Consider the following 15795-nt stretch of genomic DNA (forward strand, 5'->3'; position numbering starts at 1 on the left):
CGAACGATTGTCGCAGAACATTACCGTCCGCGGGCAGCTGCATACCAAATCGCAACCGCCCGCGCTCGGGATCAGATGTGGTCGGAAAGTTCCCGCAGCAGCGCGGCTTTACCCTTGGCGCCGACGATCTGTTTGGCCGGCTTGCCGCCCTTGAAAAGGATCAGTGTCGGGATGGACATGACCTGGTAATCGCGCTGCGTGCCTGGGTTGGCGTCGATATCCAGCTTCGCGATCGTGAGCTTGTCGCCGTGCTCCTTCGCGATCTCCTCGAGAACAGGAGCGACCATTCGGCACGGCCCGCACCAGGTTGCCCAGAAATCGACGAGAACCGGCTTTTCGCTGGTGAGGACGTCATCTGCGAACGAGGCGTCGGTGACGGTGATGGTGTTGGACACGGTATCTCCTGGTTGTGTTGCGAAGGTCAGCTGTTGACTGCGACGGAATGCCGCGTGCCGGCAATCGTGTTCGCCGAAATGTCGCCACGCTCGGAAAGCCAGCGCTCGGCGTCGATAGCGGCGGAACATCCGGTTCCGGCGGCAGTGATCGCCTGACGGTAGGTGTGATCGACGAGATCACCGGCCGCGAACACGCCGTCCACCGCCGTCGCTGTGGTGGGCGACTTCACTGCCACATAGCCGGCGCCATCCAATTCCACCTGGCCCTTGACGAGTTCGCTGCGTGGGTCGTGGCCGACCGCGACGAACATGCCTGTCACATCGAGCTGGCTCTCCTCGCCGGTGACCGTGTCACGCAGCACGACACCGGTGACACTGTTCTCGCCGACGACACGAACGACCTGAGAGTTGAGGACGAACCGAATCTTCTCGTTCGCCTTGGCGCGCTCGAGCATGATGCGCGAGGCACGGAACTCTTCGCGGCGGTGCACGATCGTCACGGACCGAGCGAACTTGGTCAGGAAGGTCGCTTCTTCCATCGCGGAGTCGCCGCCGCCGACGACAACGATGTCTTGTTCCTTGAAGAAGAAGCCATCACAGGTTGCGCACGCGCTGACGCCGCGCCCCAGGAGGTCCTGCTCGCCCGGTACGTCGAGGTAGCGTGCGGCTGCACCCATCGCAAGGATGATCGCGTGGGCTTCGAAGGTTTCGCCGTTGACGACCACGCGCTTGATGTCCCCGGACAGATCGATCTCTTCGACGTCCTCGGTGCGGATGTCGGCGCCGAACCGCTTGGCCTGCTCGCGCATCTCTTCCATGAGGTCGGGCCCCATGATTCCGTTACGGAAACCGGGGAAGTTCTCGACCTCTGTGGTCGTCATCAAAGCTCCGCCGAACTGCGTGCCCTCGAACAAGAGCGGCTCGAGTTCTGCGCGGGCGGCGTACACGGCGGCCGTATATCCCGCGGGACCGGAGCCGACGATGATCAGATCACGAACGGCTGTGTTATCGGCTGGAGACTGCGCGAGCGTCATTTGACCTTCCGGAGGGCTACTGGTTCTGGATCGTTCGGTTCAACACAAGGGTAGGGTCCCTTGTTCCCGACCCGCGCGTCCACCCACCTGACCTTCGCCGATTCCGAGCATGCTGCTCAGCCGATCGATCGGGTGGCGAGCACCTGTGGGTCGGATTCGTCGCACCCGGTGCCGACGACGAGCGCGAGCACGTGCGCGGGGGGTTCTGCTGCGGTCAGCAGTAGGACAGCGTCCTGGTCACGAAATCTGACTGGCGCAGAACCCAGAACCGGCGCGGTCGGACTGAGTCCGTTGGCCGCGAAACAGCTGCGTAGGACGGCAGGGTCCGCCAGTGCGCCGGGCCGTTCGTCGCGGCCTTGAACGGACAACAACATCGCGATGGGTAGTTCGCTCGGCAATTCCAAAACCGCTGACGACTCAGGGGCAGCGGATGGCTGCGACTCGGCTGGGCGATTCAGCGTGACGGCGGTGAACACGATCGCAATCGCCGCGGCGACCGAGGCTGCGGCCGCAGTTGTGACGATCCAGCGCCGGCGACGCGATGACGTGATCGGAACGACATTCGACGGCGCCGAGAGAGCCTGATCGATACGCGCCGCGACGTCGGGCGGGATGGGGATCCCGATCGACGAATCCTGGCCGAGGGCGCCGAGGACAGTGGTTGCCTGATCGAGCGAATCGAGAATTCGCACCGCGTCGGCGTCTTGCAGCACCACCGGCCACAGCTGGTCGGCGACCTCGGGCGGCAGGTTGTCTGCATGGAGGTCCGCCAGCAGCTCGACCGAGAAGGGTGGTCCGGGCACTGTGTATCTAGTACCCATCACACCTCGCTCTCGCCGGAAGTCTTCGTGCCTGTTACTAGAGTTTGACGCGCGCTGGTCAGAGCCGGTTCCCTCGATCCCTGAGGAATTCGAGCTTGGCCGCCATTTTGGCGCGGCCCCGCGCACAGCGACTCTTGATTGTCCCCTCCGCAACGCCGAGTGCAGCTGCGGCTTGCGCAACGGACAGTCCTTCGACGTCCACCGCGACCAGGGCTGCGCGCTGGTCCGGGGGCAGCGTCGAGAGTGCCTCCTCGACGACGAGGGACATCTCGAACTCGGAGTACCGATCGCGGTCATCGCGGGGATCGTCGCTTTCGTCGAGGTCCAGCGAGACGGTCGGGCGGACCTTGTTGCGCCGGATCCGGTCGAGGCAAGCGTTGACGACGATGGAGTGCAACCAGCTACGGACCGCTGCGTCGGCACGGAACGAGCCGGCATTGCGATGAGCCGACAGTAGGGCCTCTTGCAAGGAGTCGGCTGCGTCCTCGCGCGTGTACGAGGTCCGTAACGCAACAGCCCACAGGTGGTCGTAATGCCGGCGCAGCAATTCGGCAAACGCCGTCGGGCTTCCCTCGACGTGAGCTGCCAGTAGATCGGCATCAGAAAGCATGGTTCCGCCGACCCCCCTCAACTGATCCGCAGCTTTGATCCGAGATTGTTTTCGACGAGCGATGAAAGGTGCCTTTGTTGGTATGCCCCCCAGCGGCATACCAACAACCCGTTGTCACCCGGAGCGATCTGCAATGACCGCGGCGGCAGCGTCCCAAGCTGCAAGAGTTGCGAGCTGAGCCTACACGGAACCAAAATCAGGTGGCAAACTGTCAGCTACTTTTAGCAGGAGTAACGAAGCGTCGCGACCCGGGATCAGGGCGCTGCCTGGATACCGAGGTCCGCAATGACCGCCTCGTACTGGTTCGTCCGATTCTTGCCCAGTCCCGAGATCCAGACGAGGACGTAACGAGTCTTCGTGTCACTGTTGATGGGAATCTCGGTGACTCCGGGCTGTAACTCTGCAGTCGCGATTTCCTCGGTGTCCGCGTAAGTGGGCGTCGGGTCGTCGGTGTACCTGATCTCGACCTTGACGCCCGAAGACGGTGAGTTGATCCATACCTGCTCGAGCTTCACAGCGTCCGGCAGTGTCGCGATGAGTCCGATGCCGTCCTTGGTGCCATTCGGGAAGTTCTGCGTGTATTCCGAAGTGCGCCATACAGTATCGGCCTTGCGGTCGTTGACGTTGCGTGCCTGTGTCGGGTTGTCGGGGGTCCCCTCGGGCGAGAACTCGGCGACAGACGTGATCTCGACCGGTACCCCCGGAGCGGGCGCAGGAGTGCCCGCGGCCGGAGCTGCGGACGTCGACGGTTCGCCGCCGAGGCCGGCAATCTGATCTGCGAGCGAATCGTCACTCGTCGGTCCGGCGACACAACTGGCGAGGAACCAGCCCATCGTGGCAAGCAGAACGATCATCAACCCGCCGAGTCCGGCGATCATCAGCATGGTCCGCTGCGACCGAGCCTTTTGCGCCTCGACCTCCTCGGGATCAGCGAGCGCGTGACCGGTGGCACCCGGCGCACGCTGGCCGAGTCGCAAAGCGGGCATGAGATCCGTCTTCACATCCACGACAGTCGCCTGATCGAGGACATGCTGGACGGTAGCGGCGGTCCGCACACCACGGTTGGTTTCCAGTGCGCGGACGGCGACTGCCGAGATCTCGAACGGAACCTCGGGGCGAAGCTCGCGCGGTTCGATGGGCGCACCGTCGGGTCCATGCTCGGCGAGCGGCAGACCGCCCACGGTCGGCGCGCTGATCGCAGTACCGGTTACGCCACCCGGCGCTTTGCCGAGCGGCCACTTCGCGGTAATGAGGGCGTACAACATCGCGCCCAGTCCACGAACGTCCGATTGCGCGTCGGCATCGGCAAGCGTGCCCGGGAACGCAAGAACCGCGTCACCGGCAACGCTGATCCGAATTCGATCAGGATGATCGATCGAGAGCGCTCCGCCGCCGCGGTGGGTCAGTTCGGCTGCCGAGGCGAGTGCGCGGATCGCACGTGCCGCGCCCACGGGCGAGGGCGTCGTTTTCGCCATCTCCTGCAGCGACCGTCCAGCGGTCCATTCGGCGACGACGATGCCACCGGAACTGCCGCGGACGACGTCGAGAACTCTGGCCAGGCCCGGCGAATTGACGCGGCCGAGCCGGAGCGTGCGGGAGAGAATTGCCTGCGGACCGTCCGGGCCGGTGTCGTCCGGTCGCGCGGTCTGTTCCGCGTCGACGAACGTCAAGGCAACTTCACGGTCGAGCTTGGTGTCGCGGGCCTGCCAGAACGTCAGGCCGCGGGCACCGCCGTGCGGCTGGAGCAAGCGGTACCTACCGCCGGCGACGGACGCGCCCGGAATCAACTTCGGCCCACGCGGCTGACGCGCCTGGCCGTCGCTCTGCGGTGCCGGAATCGGCTTCGCGGTGACCGGAGTCTGCCGCGTCGCGTCCTGATCCTCGGGCTTCGGAGCAACGGGCGGACGACCCGTTGCGGCTGCCGGTGGGCGCGGCGCGGGTGGGCGTGCGCCTGTACTCACGGGCGCCGTCGGCCCATTTCCAGGGCCTGCGTCCGGCTTTTCGGCGCTTGTGTCTGTTCTCACAGTGTCGGTCGACACACCGCCCGTCGATTGTCCCGTTCGGGTGGGTTCCGAGGCATCCGCGGCGTAACCGCCGGCCGGTGCGCCAGCGATCGAGTCGTCGCTCATCCTCACTCCTTCACGAGTATGTCCCCATGACTGTCCCCCATAGGGTTTCGCACCCGCCCTTTGTCGAACAGGGTACGGGAACTCACCTAGGCCAGTGATATCTACTGCGTTCGCCCTGATCACGGGAATAACCATGGTCTGGGCATCCATGAATGGATCATGGGCCGGTTCGGGCGCGACATCGTCGTTTCCACCGCCGAGCCGGCGCCGCAATGCCACAGTTATCGCGACGATCTCCTCGACCTTCGCGACCCGGAGAATTGTAAACGTCGTCACCGCCATGAGCATCCCGCCGATCGCGACGCGAATCCCCGAACCCGGACCGCCGAACCGCGCGGACAGGTTGTCGAGGTGCAATCCCCAATCTGCGAGTTTCATGACACCGGCGCCCGCCAACGAAGCGACGAGCACCAGCCAGACCGTCTTCGCGACGCTGCGCATTTCGAGGTGACCCAGTTGGCGACGCAGGAGAAGGCCCCCGATCACGGCACCGGTGAAGAAGCCGAGCCCGTTGGCGACACCGAGATAGCTGACGACCTGCTCGTCGCTGTCGGCGACGACAGGAGCGAGCGCTGACAGCGCGATCTTCACCGCCGTGATCCCCAAGATGATCCAGGTCGGAGTCCAGGCCTGTTCGCGGGCGTAGAAGACACGGAGGTGGATCAAGACCATTGCGTACGGAATCAATGTGAACGCCGACCAACTGACCGCGTGACCGAGCCGAGCGGCATCGCCCTCGCCGAAGTTGCCGTAGCCGTAGAGCGCGTGGCCGACCTCCGGACCCGCGAACGTCAGCAGGGTGATGACCGGAATCAGCGCGATCATTGTCAACCGCGTAGCTATCGCAAGATCGTCGACGACCGCGGGGGTATCGTTCGCGGCCGCGTTCCGGCTCAGACGCGGCATGATCGCGGTCAGCACAGTAACGCCGAGGACACCGTAAGGCAGCTGCAACAGCAGCCACGCGTTGTTGTAGATCGCAGGTCCCGCTTTGTCCGCGTGCGACGAGATGCGGGTCGCGAAGATGAAGCCGGATTGGCTGATCAGGACGTACACGATGATCGCGAGTGCCATGCCGCCGAACTGCTTCAGGCGGGCGTCGATTCCGAACAGCGGTCGCAGATCGATGTGCTGACGCCTGATTGCCGGCACCAGACTCAGCGCTTGAACGATCACGCCGAGCGTCACACCGCCACCGAGCACCAGCAGTTTCGGGTCGCTCATCCGGACCGGGTTGAGGTCGTTGTCGCCCGGAACGAGCAGATAGATGCCGAGGACCGAAATGACGACGATGTTGTTGAGGACGGGTGCCCACGCGCCCGGTTTGAAGTCCTGACGGGTGTTGAGAATCGCTGTGAGCAGCGCGGTCATGCCGTAGAACAGGATCGCGGGCAGTAACAGGAACGACAACGCGGTGGTCAGCTCGGTGTCGACCTGACCGTCGTCGGAAAGAAAGACGTGGGTCGTCAGCAGTGGTGCCGCGGCGGTTGCGAGCAGTGCCGCCGCACCGAGTAACAGGACGGCGGAAGTGACGAGTCGACGGGTGAACCCTGCGCCACCGTCGAGGTCGTCCTTCTCCGCCCTGACCAGGACCGGAACCACGATTGCCGTGAGCACCGCACCGAGCACGAGCTCGGAGATCATGTTCGGTATCTGGCTTGCGACGGTGAACGAACTCGCTACCGCGCCACCGAGGACCGTCAGCAAGAGCATCTGCTTCAAGAACCCGGTAATGCGACTGATCAGCGTCGCGATCGCGATCGAACCGGTCGATGCGAGCAGCGAGCGGTTCGACGAGTCGGGGGGCTTCTTTTCGGCGGCGGGTTCGTGGCGAACCGGCGGTGCCTTCGGCAGCGGTGGTTGCTGGGATTGCGGTTGTCGAAACTGCTCGGGAGGGGGTTGCCGAGGTGGGAACTGTGGGGGTGGCGGCGGTCGGAACTGAGGTTGCGGCGGGGGCCCCTGCGGTCGTTGCGGGGGTGGCTGGCGACGCTGCGGTGCAGGGGCCGGGCGACCCGGCGGTATCCGCACGGGTTGTGCGCGCGGTGGCGCGGGAACCAGAGGCGGCGGCAGAACGGGTGCAGAGCGGCGGACCGGTCGACCCGGCGCGCGCTCCCAGGGCGCGGACCTGACCGCGCGCGGCTCGTCAGCGGCGTTACCTCCGCCGTAGCCGCTACCCGTCATATGCGTTCATGCCCTTCGTCCGCCGGATCTGGTTGGCCCCGGAACCGATGCAGCAAACGCCGCCCGGCAAGCAGGAGCAGCAACCCACCCGCGCATCCGGTAATTATTGCCAACGCTTGCCCATATGCGTTCGATCGAACCGAAACTGTTGTCGGTTCGCCCAATTCGTGACCGCTCGGTGTGGTCAATGCAACATCGACGAAGAGGTTGCGGGTGTCGCTCACTTCGGCCGGTACCCGCAAAGCGCGACTGCCACGCGCGGGTAGTTGCTGTTCGCCGATGTCGGTGATCTTCATGACCGGCGGCGCGTCGATGCGCAACCGGACGTTTATGCCGATCGGTAGATCGTTTCGCGCGACCAACACTAGTGGGCTCTGTTCGCTGGCAAGGGTGTAACCGCCGCCCGGAGAGATGATCGTCACGGCGTCGAACATGGCGTCGACTGCGCTGACGGACTCGCTGATGCGCTCCCGGGCGGCCTCCTCAGCTGCGGATTTGGTGTCGTCCCTGCGTCCTGCGAGCGACATCGCGCGGAGCAGGTCCTCGCGAAGGGGCGCACCGAACAGGCGCGGCGTCAGTGGCGTCTGCGGATCTTCGACGAGCGAGCTCAGCAACGCCCCGACTCGCGGAGCCTGAGTCCGTGCGGCGTCGCGCAAGTCGTCGGGTATTGCGTCGTCCACCGCCTGCTGGGTGTAGACGAGGTCGACCGGTTGCGGGTCGGGAGGTCGGGCGATGAGGTCGGCGAGCTTGCGCGGCACAGCCAGTCCAGACCTCAGCAACGTGGACACCTCGGAGAGGATCGCGCCGGCTTCGTCACGGTTCGCGCCGAATTCCTGAGGTGGCGCAAGCAGCATGGAGCGGGGCCGGTCGTTCGGCGGTGAGATCGCGGGCCACGTGATTGCGCCGAGAGCGTCCTGCAGGCGCGCCGTCGGTGAATCGTCCAGCAGTTCGTAGCGGCTCTTGGACGGCGTGAACGACGGCGTCTGCGGCGCGGGACCCACGGCGGCGAGCGCGGTCGCGGCTTGGACGTCGAAGGTCGCGGCGTGCAGAAGCTCGTCACCTTGATCGCCGGGCTTCGGTTCGGTCGGTGCGGTGGAGTTGATGCGTACGAGATCCGGTACCGGTTCGGCAGCGTCGACCGCGTTGCGCGCAAGGAGCAGCGTGTCGGTACCTAGGTCATGCAGAAACGCGCCGGTGTCGTCGTCGATCGAACCGGAGTCGGGCCAGGTCACGCCACGCATCGAGGTCGTCGAAAGCAGATTGTCGACCACGTCGGAAGGCGCGACGACGGCGCTCGTGCTGAGGTCTTTGTTGTCGACGGCGCGTACCGCGGGCAGGTCCACCTGCGCGAACGGCAGCGCGATCGTGCACATCTCGGACGCAAGCCCCCGGACCCGCTCGAGCCACTCCGCGGCGGCCGTCGCTCCGGTGCCCTCGTGGGTGTCGCTGTTGGCGTCGTTCGCGTCGTCGCGGACGAGGTAGCCACGAGTCATGTTCGAGACGGTGACGAGCAGGTCGGGGTCGATCGCGATGCACGTGCTGTCTGCGAGTTCTTTTTCCCGGTCCACGTCAGGTTCGACGGCGAACTCGAGAGCGCTCACCAGGGAATCGAGCCTGCCACCTTTGGCCAGTGAGGTCGCGAGGTCGTCGTCGACGAGGATTACCGACTCGTCGAGCGAACCGGGGCGGCCCGCGACGAGGCGTGGCCGGTCGGCGAGTGGCCAGAGCAGGGTCGTGGCTACCGGATTTGCGGTCGACGGCGGAATCGGCCGCGCTTCGGGACTGGCCGGATCCGGCGCGGTCGGGTCCGCTGGCAAGCCGAGAACGGGAAGGAGGAAGCGCGCGTCGTCGAGGCGGGCGTCGTCGCCGAATTCGGGCGCGCCGTTGACGTTGAGCAGCATCGGGTAGACGCCCGGCGCGGTGATCTCGAGGTCGGGTTTGTCCGGCGCAGCAACGGCCGCCCGCATCGGCATTTCGAGGGAGAACCTCTGGTGCTCACCTGCGGGGAGTCGCTCGGAGACCGTGACGAACTCGCCGACCACATCGAAGTTGTGCTGATCGAGAGTCAACGACGTGCGCAACTCCGCCGCGGTCGCGACCGCGGGTGCCCGCTGCATCCGGACGCTCACATCCGTCACCGGCCGATCGCCGACGTTGGTCACCGTCGCGGTCACAGTCACGGTGGGATCGCTGGTGGTGGTGACAGAACTCGGCGTCACCGCGTCGATGGTCAGGTCGAGGAATTCGGGGGCGTCGGACGAGGGCGCCTCGATGAAGGGGGTCGCGACGGCCAGCGTCCCGGCCGGGCCCAGCCCGAGCGCGACGACGGCCAGTGCCGCACATGCGGTGCGAGTCCAGCGAAGGGTCATTCTTTGCCGGCGTGGGGAACGGGTGTGGATTGCGCGGGCTTCTGCACCGGAATGCCGCCGGGCGGCGTTTCCATGTCTTCGATGAGCTTTCCAGCGAGTTCGGCCAGTCGGCGCTCGTCCGCGTAGGCAAGCCGGCTTTCGAGTTCCGACAGCGGAACCCATGCGACTTCGGTCACTTCGATGTCCGCATCGGACAGTTCGCCGCCCAGCGAACGCAATAGATAGTGGTGAACAGTCTTGTGAATCCGGCGGCCCTCGGCCACGAACCAGTAATCGATGCTCCCCAGCGAGGCCATGACCGCGCCCCGGATTCCGGTCTCTTCCGCTACCTCACGCATGGCGGTTTGCTCGGCGGTTTCGCCCTGTTCGATGTGCCCTTTCGGCAGCGACCACAGCAGCCTGCCACGCCGGTCCGTACGGCCGATCAAGGCGGCGCACAACGATTCTCGTGGGCCATCGAGTCCATCGATGACCAAGCCGCCGGCGGAGGTTTCGCGGACCGTCTTCAGTCGCTGTTTTGCCGACTGCCCGACCGCACTCCGCCGCCGCGGCTGGCGGCGGCGATTGTTCGCGCGTTCGGCGGGAGACACCCGATCCATTCTAGCTATGTCATCGCCCTCGACCTCACACGACGCACTGAAGTGCGCCGGTAAGCTGCACAGTCGTGCCCGACCCCCGATCAGTAGTACCCGAGCCCGATAGCGAACGGCGTAACCGGCTTTTGGCGGCCGCGGCAATCACGTTGCGAGGTATGTCCGACGTTCTGACCCCGCTCGGCGAGCTGTTCGCGGCGAACGGTCACGAGCTGTACCTGGTCGGCGGCTCGGTGCGCGACGCAGTGCTGGGCAGGCTCGGCGAGGATCTTGACTTCACCACCGATGCCCGCCCAGAAGTGGTCCAGGAGCTGCTGCGCGGCTGGGCCGACGCATTGTGGGACACGGGCGGTTTGGCTTTCGGAACGGTCAGCGCGTCGAAGGGCAGCCACCAGGTCGAGATCACGACCTACCGGACGGACGCCTATGACCGCGTGTCCCGCAACCCGATCGTCGCGTACGGCGACACACTCGCGGGCGATTTGATCCGTCGCGACTTCACCGTCAACGCGATGGCCGTGCGGATCGGTGCGGACGGCGTGCAAGAGTTCGTGGACCCGCTCGACGGCATGAGCGCTTTGCTCGCGGGTGTGCTCGACACTCCGGCGCTGCCGCAGGATTCGTTCAACGACGATCCACTGCGCATGTTGCGCGCGGCGCGATTCGTGTCCCAGCTCGGGTTCTCGCTGGCACCGCGCGTATTGGAAGCGATCGTCGAGATGGCCGAACAGATCGATCGCATCACGGTCGAGCGGGTCAGGACCGAGCTGGACAAGTTGCTTCTGGGCGCACATCCGACCGACGGAATCGACATCATGTGCGAAACGGGTCTGGCTGCACGGGTGCTGCCGGAAGTACCGGCCATGAAGCTCGAGATCGATGAGCACCACCAGCACAAAGACGTTTATCAGCATTCGCTGACGGTCCTGCAGCAAGCGGTCGACCTCGAGGATGGTGACCCCGATCTTGTCTTGCGCTGGGCCGCGCTACTGCACGACATCGGTAAACCCGATACGCGCCGGCTCGAGGACGGCGGCGGCGTGAGCTTCCACCACCACGAAGTCGTCGGAGCGAAGATGGTGCGGCGCCGTATGCGTGCGCTGAAGTATCCGAAGCATCTGATGGAAGACGTTGCGCAGCTGGTGTTTCTGCATTTGCGCTTCCATGGCTATGGCAAGGGTCAGTGGACCGACTCGGCGGTGCGCCGATACGTCACGGATGCCGGCGATTTGCTGCCCAGGCTGCACAAGCTGGTCCGTGCCGATTGCACGACACGCAACAAGCGCCGTGCGGCGGCGCTGCAAGCGACGTACGACGACCTCGAGGCCCGGATCTCCCGGTTGCAGGAGGCGGAGGACCTCGCACGGGTCCGCCCGGATCTCGACGGCAACGCAATTATGAAACTGCTCGACATTCCGGCGGGTCCGCTCGTCGGCGAAGCGTGGCGGTTCTTGAAGGAACTGCGCCTCGATCGCGGACCGTTGGACCGCGACGAGGCCGAGGCCGCGCTCGTCCAGTGGTGGCAAGACCGCCCGCGTGGCGGCTGACACGGGAGACCGTTCGGCACCGATACTGGATCAGTGGAGTCCCCCGAACCTGGTTCGAGCACCCGTTCCGGTCCCCCGCCGCGACCGCCGATCGCGGTGCGGCCGCTGAACGTCGCCGGTTCGGAGACACGGCCGGTCTTGCTGCTGGTGTCCGCGGTGTTGTGGTTGCTGTCCGGACTACTCGCGATCCCAACCGCGATCTATGCGGCGGGACGATTCGAGGAGAACTCGGTCGCGTTGTTCGAAGACATGGCGAAGGACATCGATCCGCAGGACCTGGAGAATGCGCGTGCGATCACCGATGCGTTACCGAAGGGTGTGACTGCGGTCGTTCTGATGCTGGTCGTGTTTCAGCTCGGCTTGGTCGCGGTGCTGATCGTGCGGCACAGTCGCGCGGCTCGCGGGTTGCTCGCAGGTCTCGCGGTTGTCGAAATCCTCGTTCTCGCGGCGTGGTACTACGTGACGTTCACCGACAACGACGCAGCCCACGAAGCGATCCTCGCCCTTCAGGCGGTCCTGCTTGTCGCGGGTGCCGCGTCGATGTTCGGCGATCGCCAGACGCGCTGGTTGACGGCGGATTCAGCTACCAGAAAATAAGGGCTGTGCCGGCGAGGATCGCGCCGCGGATCTGACCGAGATCGACCGCTCCGCGGACGTCCGGAACGTCGATCTTGAACTTGATCTTCGACCCGTCCCGGACCGCGCGAACGATCCGGGCGTCGTTGGGAAGATGCGCGAGCTGAATATGTCGCTTGGGGATCATGTTCCCCGGCATCGGCAGGCCGAACCAGCGCGCGCTCTGGACCTCGATCCGGACGAGATCGTCGCGGACGGACGCATCGACCACGGCGACGAAGCGTCGATCCCGGTTGGTTGCTTTGATCAAACCGTTGCGTTGCGCCTCGAGTTCCCAGTCGAGACCGCGCGTATTCAGCCATGCGACGACCGCGGACACACTGACGACGCCCTCGAGGTCGAGCTGCTCGGCGTCGATGCGCGTCGGGACGCCCGGGACCAGCCGTATGCCGTTCGCGACGACGCGAATTTCTTCGATCGGATAGTTGTCCCAATCGACGTCGGTCAGTTCGATTTCCGCCTCGAACAGCGCACCCCGTCTGCGGACGGCGAGAAGTCGCAGGATGCCCTCGACCCGCCTGCCGTGCACGGTTATGTCGATTTCCTGCCCGAGGAATCGGCTGAGGATGCCGTCGGTGAGCATCGTCATGATCACGTCGGGCAGCAAGGCGGTGACGGTTCCCGCGCCGAGCGTCGCTACCGGATCGACCCATGAAGACGTGACGGCGACCCACTGGTCCAACCATGACTTGCCGACCTCGGCGGCACGAAAAGGTGACCAGGACTTCGGATCGAAATACGAGGTCATGATTCGACGACAATACGTGCCAGAGGTTAACCCCGCCGCGTGTCGGAGCTGCGATCTCTGTGACAGTCCTGTGACCTGCGGTGGAGCGTGAATTTACGTGGTACCCGGATTAACGCACGGCCGATCCTCGACCTTGGAACCGAACGACGCCCGCGTGCGTCCAAGAAGCTATGGGCGGAATCGAGTACTCGTTCGGTACTGGACCCGACGACCCGACGTCGTGGTCGTCGGCGCCGGATCGGGATCTCGGTGAACTCGGCGCACCGGACGCGGTCGCGCTGGATTTCGACGGTGACGGTCTGATCGACGACGCGATGTGGGATTCGGACCACGACCTCGTTGCCGACACAGCGGCTTTGGATCTTGACGACGACGGCGAGGTCGACGTGTTCTACGCCGATCCGACGGGAACCGGAATCTGGAACGACGCGGTACTTCGGCCGACGTCCGTCGCCGAGCCCGCGGCAGGCATCGAATGGCGAGACAGCTCCGGACATCGGCACCTCATCGCAGCGGAGGAAGCTGCGACTGCTCTGGTCGACTACGACGGTGACGGTTCGGCGACGGATGCCGTCGTCGATACCGATCACGACCTCCGGGCGGACGGAATTCTGCTGGGGTCGACGGGCGATTCGGGAAAGCGGTTCGATTCGCTGGTGGTGACCGGTCAACCCGACATCGCACTCGTCGATACAGACGGCGACGGGATTCTCGATGCCGTCTTGGACGCGGACCAGTCCTGATCAGCTCGGAGTTCTGCGCCGGTTGAAAGCGATAGCGACCAATCCGAGCACGTACACACCGGCGAACGCTACAACCACCACATGCGATCGCCCGTCCGGTGGGACGCTGGCCGCGGTAACGACGAGTGCGAGCACGAACGAAATGTTGAAAACGGTGTCCTGTAGTGCAAACACCTGGCCGCGGCGGGAGTCGTCGATGTCGATCTGCATCGCTGCGTCGCCGGTGAGCTTGATGGTTTGGCCCGCAAGACCGAGCAGGAACGCGCCGACCAGGAGTAGCTGGTGCGACAGCGTCGCGATCAGCCCGATCTGAACGAAGAACGCGGACGTCACCGCCACGGTGATCGTCCGCGACCGGCCGAGGCGTGGAATGAGGAACGGCGCCACGATCGCGGCCATGAGCATCCCGGTCGCTGTAGCTGCGATTGCCACGCCGAAGCCGACGAGGCCGCCGGGCATAGCGTCGCCTTGATTCGGTTCACGCAGGATCAGCACCATGACGAGGGTGTTGGCACCGAAGACGATTCGATGCGCACCGATTCCGATCATCGCGGTGGTGACGCCGGGTGCTCGCCATACGGCGAGCGCACCGGTCCGCAGTCCGGACGCGACCGCGCGGACTACCGCTCCTGTGGTCGGTGCGGTTTCGGGTGTGGCCGGTCCGAGTCGGCGGGGCGCGAATCGAATCGCGGCGGCCGCACCGATGATCGATCCGCATGCGCTCCCGAATACCGCGACCGCGGAACCTACGTCGCCTTCACCGATCAGCGCGATCGCAGCGACTCCCGTTGCCGCACCGAGTCCCGCGAATCCCGAGGCGACCGTTGCGAGTACCGAGTTCATCGGAACGAGCCACGACGGTCGAACCACCAGGGGAAGTGCCGCTGAGACACCGGCGAGCACGAACCTGCTGACGCCGACGACAGCCAGTGCCAAAAGCAACAGGGTTCCTTCGCCGATCCCGAACAGAAGGGCCGTCGCCGTGCTGGCAATGAGGATTGCCCGCAGGACATTTGCATACATCAGGACGAGCCGGCGATCCCAGCGGTCGAGTAGTGCGCCGGCGAAGGGGCCGAGTATCGAGTACGGCAGAAGCAGCACGATGAAGCCGGCCGCGACGGCGAACGGGTCGGTTTCGCGCTCTGGATTGAAAAGGATCGCCCCGCTGAGGGCGGCCTGGAACATGCCGTCGCCGAATTGACCAGTGAGCCGCAGCACGGCGAGACGGCGCAGGTCCGGGGTTTCTTTGATGAGGGCACCGAGCCGCCCGAAGTTGTGTCCGGACTCGGTTTCGACCACGGCTGTCGACCTTAGTCGAGGTACGGGCGCCACTCAGGTTTGCGGTGTAACGTTGTAATCATCATTACAAACGAATAGGAGTTGCCATGAAACATTCACCTCGAGGACATGGATTCGGCCGTCCCGGCGGCTGGCAGCAGGCCGATGCGCCTGCAGCGGACGACGCGCCGGACTGGTTTGCGGGCCGACTCCCGGCCGACTGGTTCACAGGTCCGGCGTCGGTGGAGGTCGACCGTGAGGAGATCGTCGTGGTTGGCGACCTTCCGCTACCCGACTCCGATTCGGATGCGACGAAGGACGGCGTGGTCGCCCGCTTCCGTGAAACGACGCGCTCGGCTCGTATGCAAATAGCGGACGAGGCCGAGGCCAGGTATGGCCGCAAAGTCGCATGGGGCGTGACCGTCGACGGTAAGAAGACGCTCTTCACCCACATGGCTGTGCCGGTCATGACGAGGCTGCGGCAGCCGGAGCGCAAAGTGCTCGACACGCTGGTAGATGCAGGTGTCGCGCGGTCGCGGTCGGATGCGCTCGCCTGGACCGTCAAGCTCGCCGGGCAGCACGCGGAGGCCTGGCTGGCCGAACTCCGCGATGCGATGAAGAAGGTCGACGATCTGCGTACCGAGGGTCCCGAGCTCTGAGAATTAATTCGCTTGCCCGACGCAAAGGTGCGGCCTAAGTTAGGTCTACGCC

14 protein-coding genes are annotated in these 15795 nt (G+C 65.1%); 5 read left to right on the plus strand and 9 right to left on the minus strand.

The features are described from left to right. Positions 1–71: 71 nt before the first annotated feature. The 5 genes from trxA to murJ form a co-directional block, all read right to left on the minus strand. Positions 72–395, minus strand: a complete 324-nt coding sequence (gene trxA, locus JGU72_RS17410) for a thioredoxin (RefSeq protein ID WP_307828486.1) — start codon at positions 393–395, stop codon at positions 72–74. Positions 396–421: 26 nt separating this feature from the next. Then, positions 422–1429, minus strand: a complete 1008-nt coding sequence (trxB, locus tag JGU72_RS17415) for a thioredoxin-disulfide reductase (protein ID WP_199685183.1) — start codon at positions 1427–1429, stop codon at positions 422–424. 116 nt (positions 1430–1545) lie between these two features. Further along, positions 1546–2232: a hypothetical protein gene (locus tag JGU72_RS17420; RefSeq protein ID WP_307828487.1), complete on the minus strand. Its 687-nt coding sequence runs from the start codon at positions 2230–2232 to the stop codon at positions 1546–1548. Positions 2233–2308: 76 nt separating this feature from the next. Continuing rightward, positions 2309–2860, minus strand: coding sequence for an RNA polymerase sigma factor SigM (sigM, locus tag JGU72_RS17425; protein WP_199685185.1), 552 nt, complete (start codon positions 2858–2860; stop codon positions 2309–2311). A gap of 254 nt (positions 2861–3114) precedes the next feature. Further along, a complete protein-coding gene (gene murJ / locus JGU72_RS17430) occupies positions 3115–6843 on the minus strand; it encodes a murein biosynthesis integral membrane protein MurJ (protein WP_233532657.1) in 3729 nt (1242 codons plus the stop codon). 53 nt (positions 6844–6896) lie between these two features. Between murJ and JGU72_RS30750 the strand changes: the two genes are divergently transcribed. Further along, positions 6897–7118 (plus strand): hypothetical protein, encoded by a 222-nt coding sequence (locus JGU72_RS30750; RefSeq protein ID WP_233532680.1) that lies wholly within the window; start codon positions 6897–6899, stop codon positions 7116–7118. 48 nt (positions 7119–7166) lie between these two features. Here the strand turns inward: JGU72_RS30750 and JGU72_RS17435 are convergent, their stop codons facing one another. Both JGU72_RS17435 and JGU72_RS17440 read right to left on the minus strand, forming a co-directional pair. Then, positions 7167–9539, minus strand: a complete 2373-nt coding sequence (locus tag JGU72_RS17435) for a DUF6049 family protein (RefSeq protein WP_199685187.1) — start codon at positions 9537–9539, stop codon at positions 7167–7169. Continuing rightward, positions 9536–10129, minus strand: coding sequence for an NUDIX hydrolase (locus JGU72_RS17440; protein ID WP_199685188.1), 594 nt, complete (start codon positions 10127–10129; stop codon positions 9536–9538). The genes JGU72_RS17435 and JGU72_RS17440 overlap by 4 nt, the downstream gene beginning before the upstream one ends. Before the next feature lie 74 nt (positions 10130–10203). On the opposite strand from JGU72_RS17440, the gene JGU72_RS17445 reads away from it, so the two are divergent. Together JGU72_RS17445 and JGU72_RS17450 are read left to right on the plus strand one after the other, a co-directional pair. Next, a complete protein-coding gene (locus JGU72_RS17445; RefSeq protein WP_199685189.1) occupies positions 10204–11679 on the plus strand; it encodes a CCA tRNA nucleotidyltransferase in 1476 nt (491 codons plus the stop codon). 33 nt (positions 11680–11712) lie between these two features. Continuing rightward, positions 11713–12276, plus strand: a complete 564-nt coding sequence (locus tag JGU72_RS17450) for a hypothetical protein (protein ID WP_199685190.1) — start codon at positions 11713–11715, stop codon at positions 12274–12276. On the opposite strand, the gene JGU72_RS17455 is transcribed toward JGU72_RS17450, so the two are convergent. Continuing rightward, positions 12263–13063, minus strand: coding sequence for a hypothetical protein (locus JGU72_RS17455; RefSeq protein WP_199685191.1), 801 nt, complete (start codon positions 13061–13063; stop codon positions 12263–12265). The two genes, JGU72_RS17450 and JGU72_RS17455, sit on opposite strands and share 14 nt — an antisense overlap. 170 nt (positions 13064–13233) lie before the next feature. Here JGU72_RS17455 and JGU72_RS17460 point away from each other — a divergent pair, with 170 nt between their 5' ends. Beyond that, complete coding sequence (locus JGU72_RS17460; protein WP_199685192.1) at positions 13234–13806, plus strand: pullulanase; 573 nt, start codon at positions 13234–13236, stop codon at positions 13804–13806. On the opposite strand, the gene JGU72_RS17465 is transcribed toward JGU72_RS17460, so the two are convergent. Next, positions 13807–15105: an MFS transporter gene (locus JGU72_RS17465; protein ID WP_199685193.1), complete on the minus strand. Its 1299-nt coding sequence runs from the start codon at positions 15103–15105 to the stop codon at positions 13807–13809. It lies immediately after the preceding gene. 86 nt (positions 15106–15191) lie between these two features. On the opposite strand from JGU72_RS17465, the gene JGU72_RS17470 reads away from it, so the two are divergent. Next, positions 15192–15743 carry a hypothetical protein gene (locus JGU72_RS17470; RefSeq protein WP_199685194.1) on the plus strand — a complete coding sequence of 184 codons (552 nt, stop codon included), beginning with the start codon at positions 15192–15194 and terminating at the stop codon, positions 15741–15743. Positions 15744–15795 lie beyond the last annotated feature (52 nt).

Origin of the sequence: Antrihabitans auranticaus (assembly GCF_016481275.1) — a bacterium.
In the GTDB taxonomy this organism is placed as follows: Bacteria; Actinomycetota; Actinomycetes; order Mycobacteriales; family Mycobacteriaceae; genus Antrihabitans.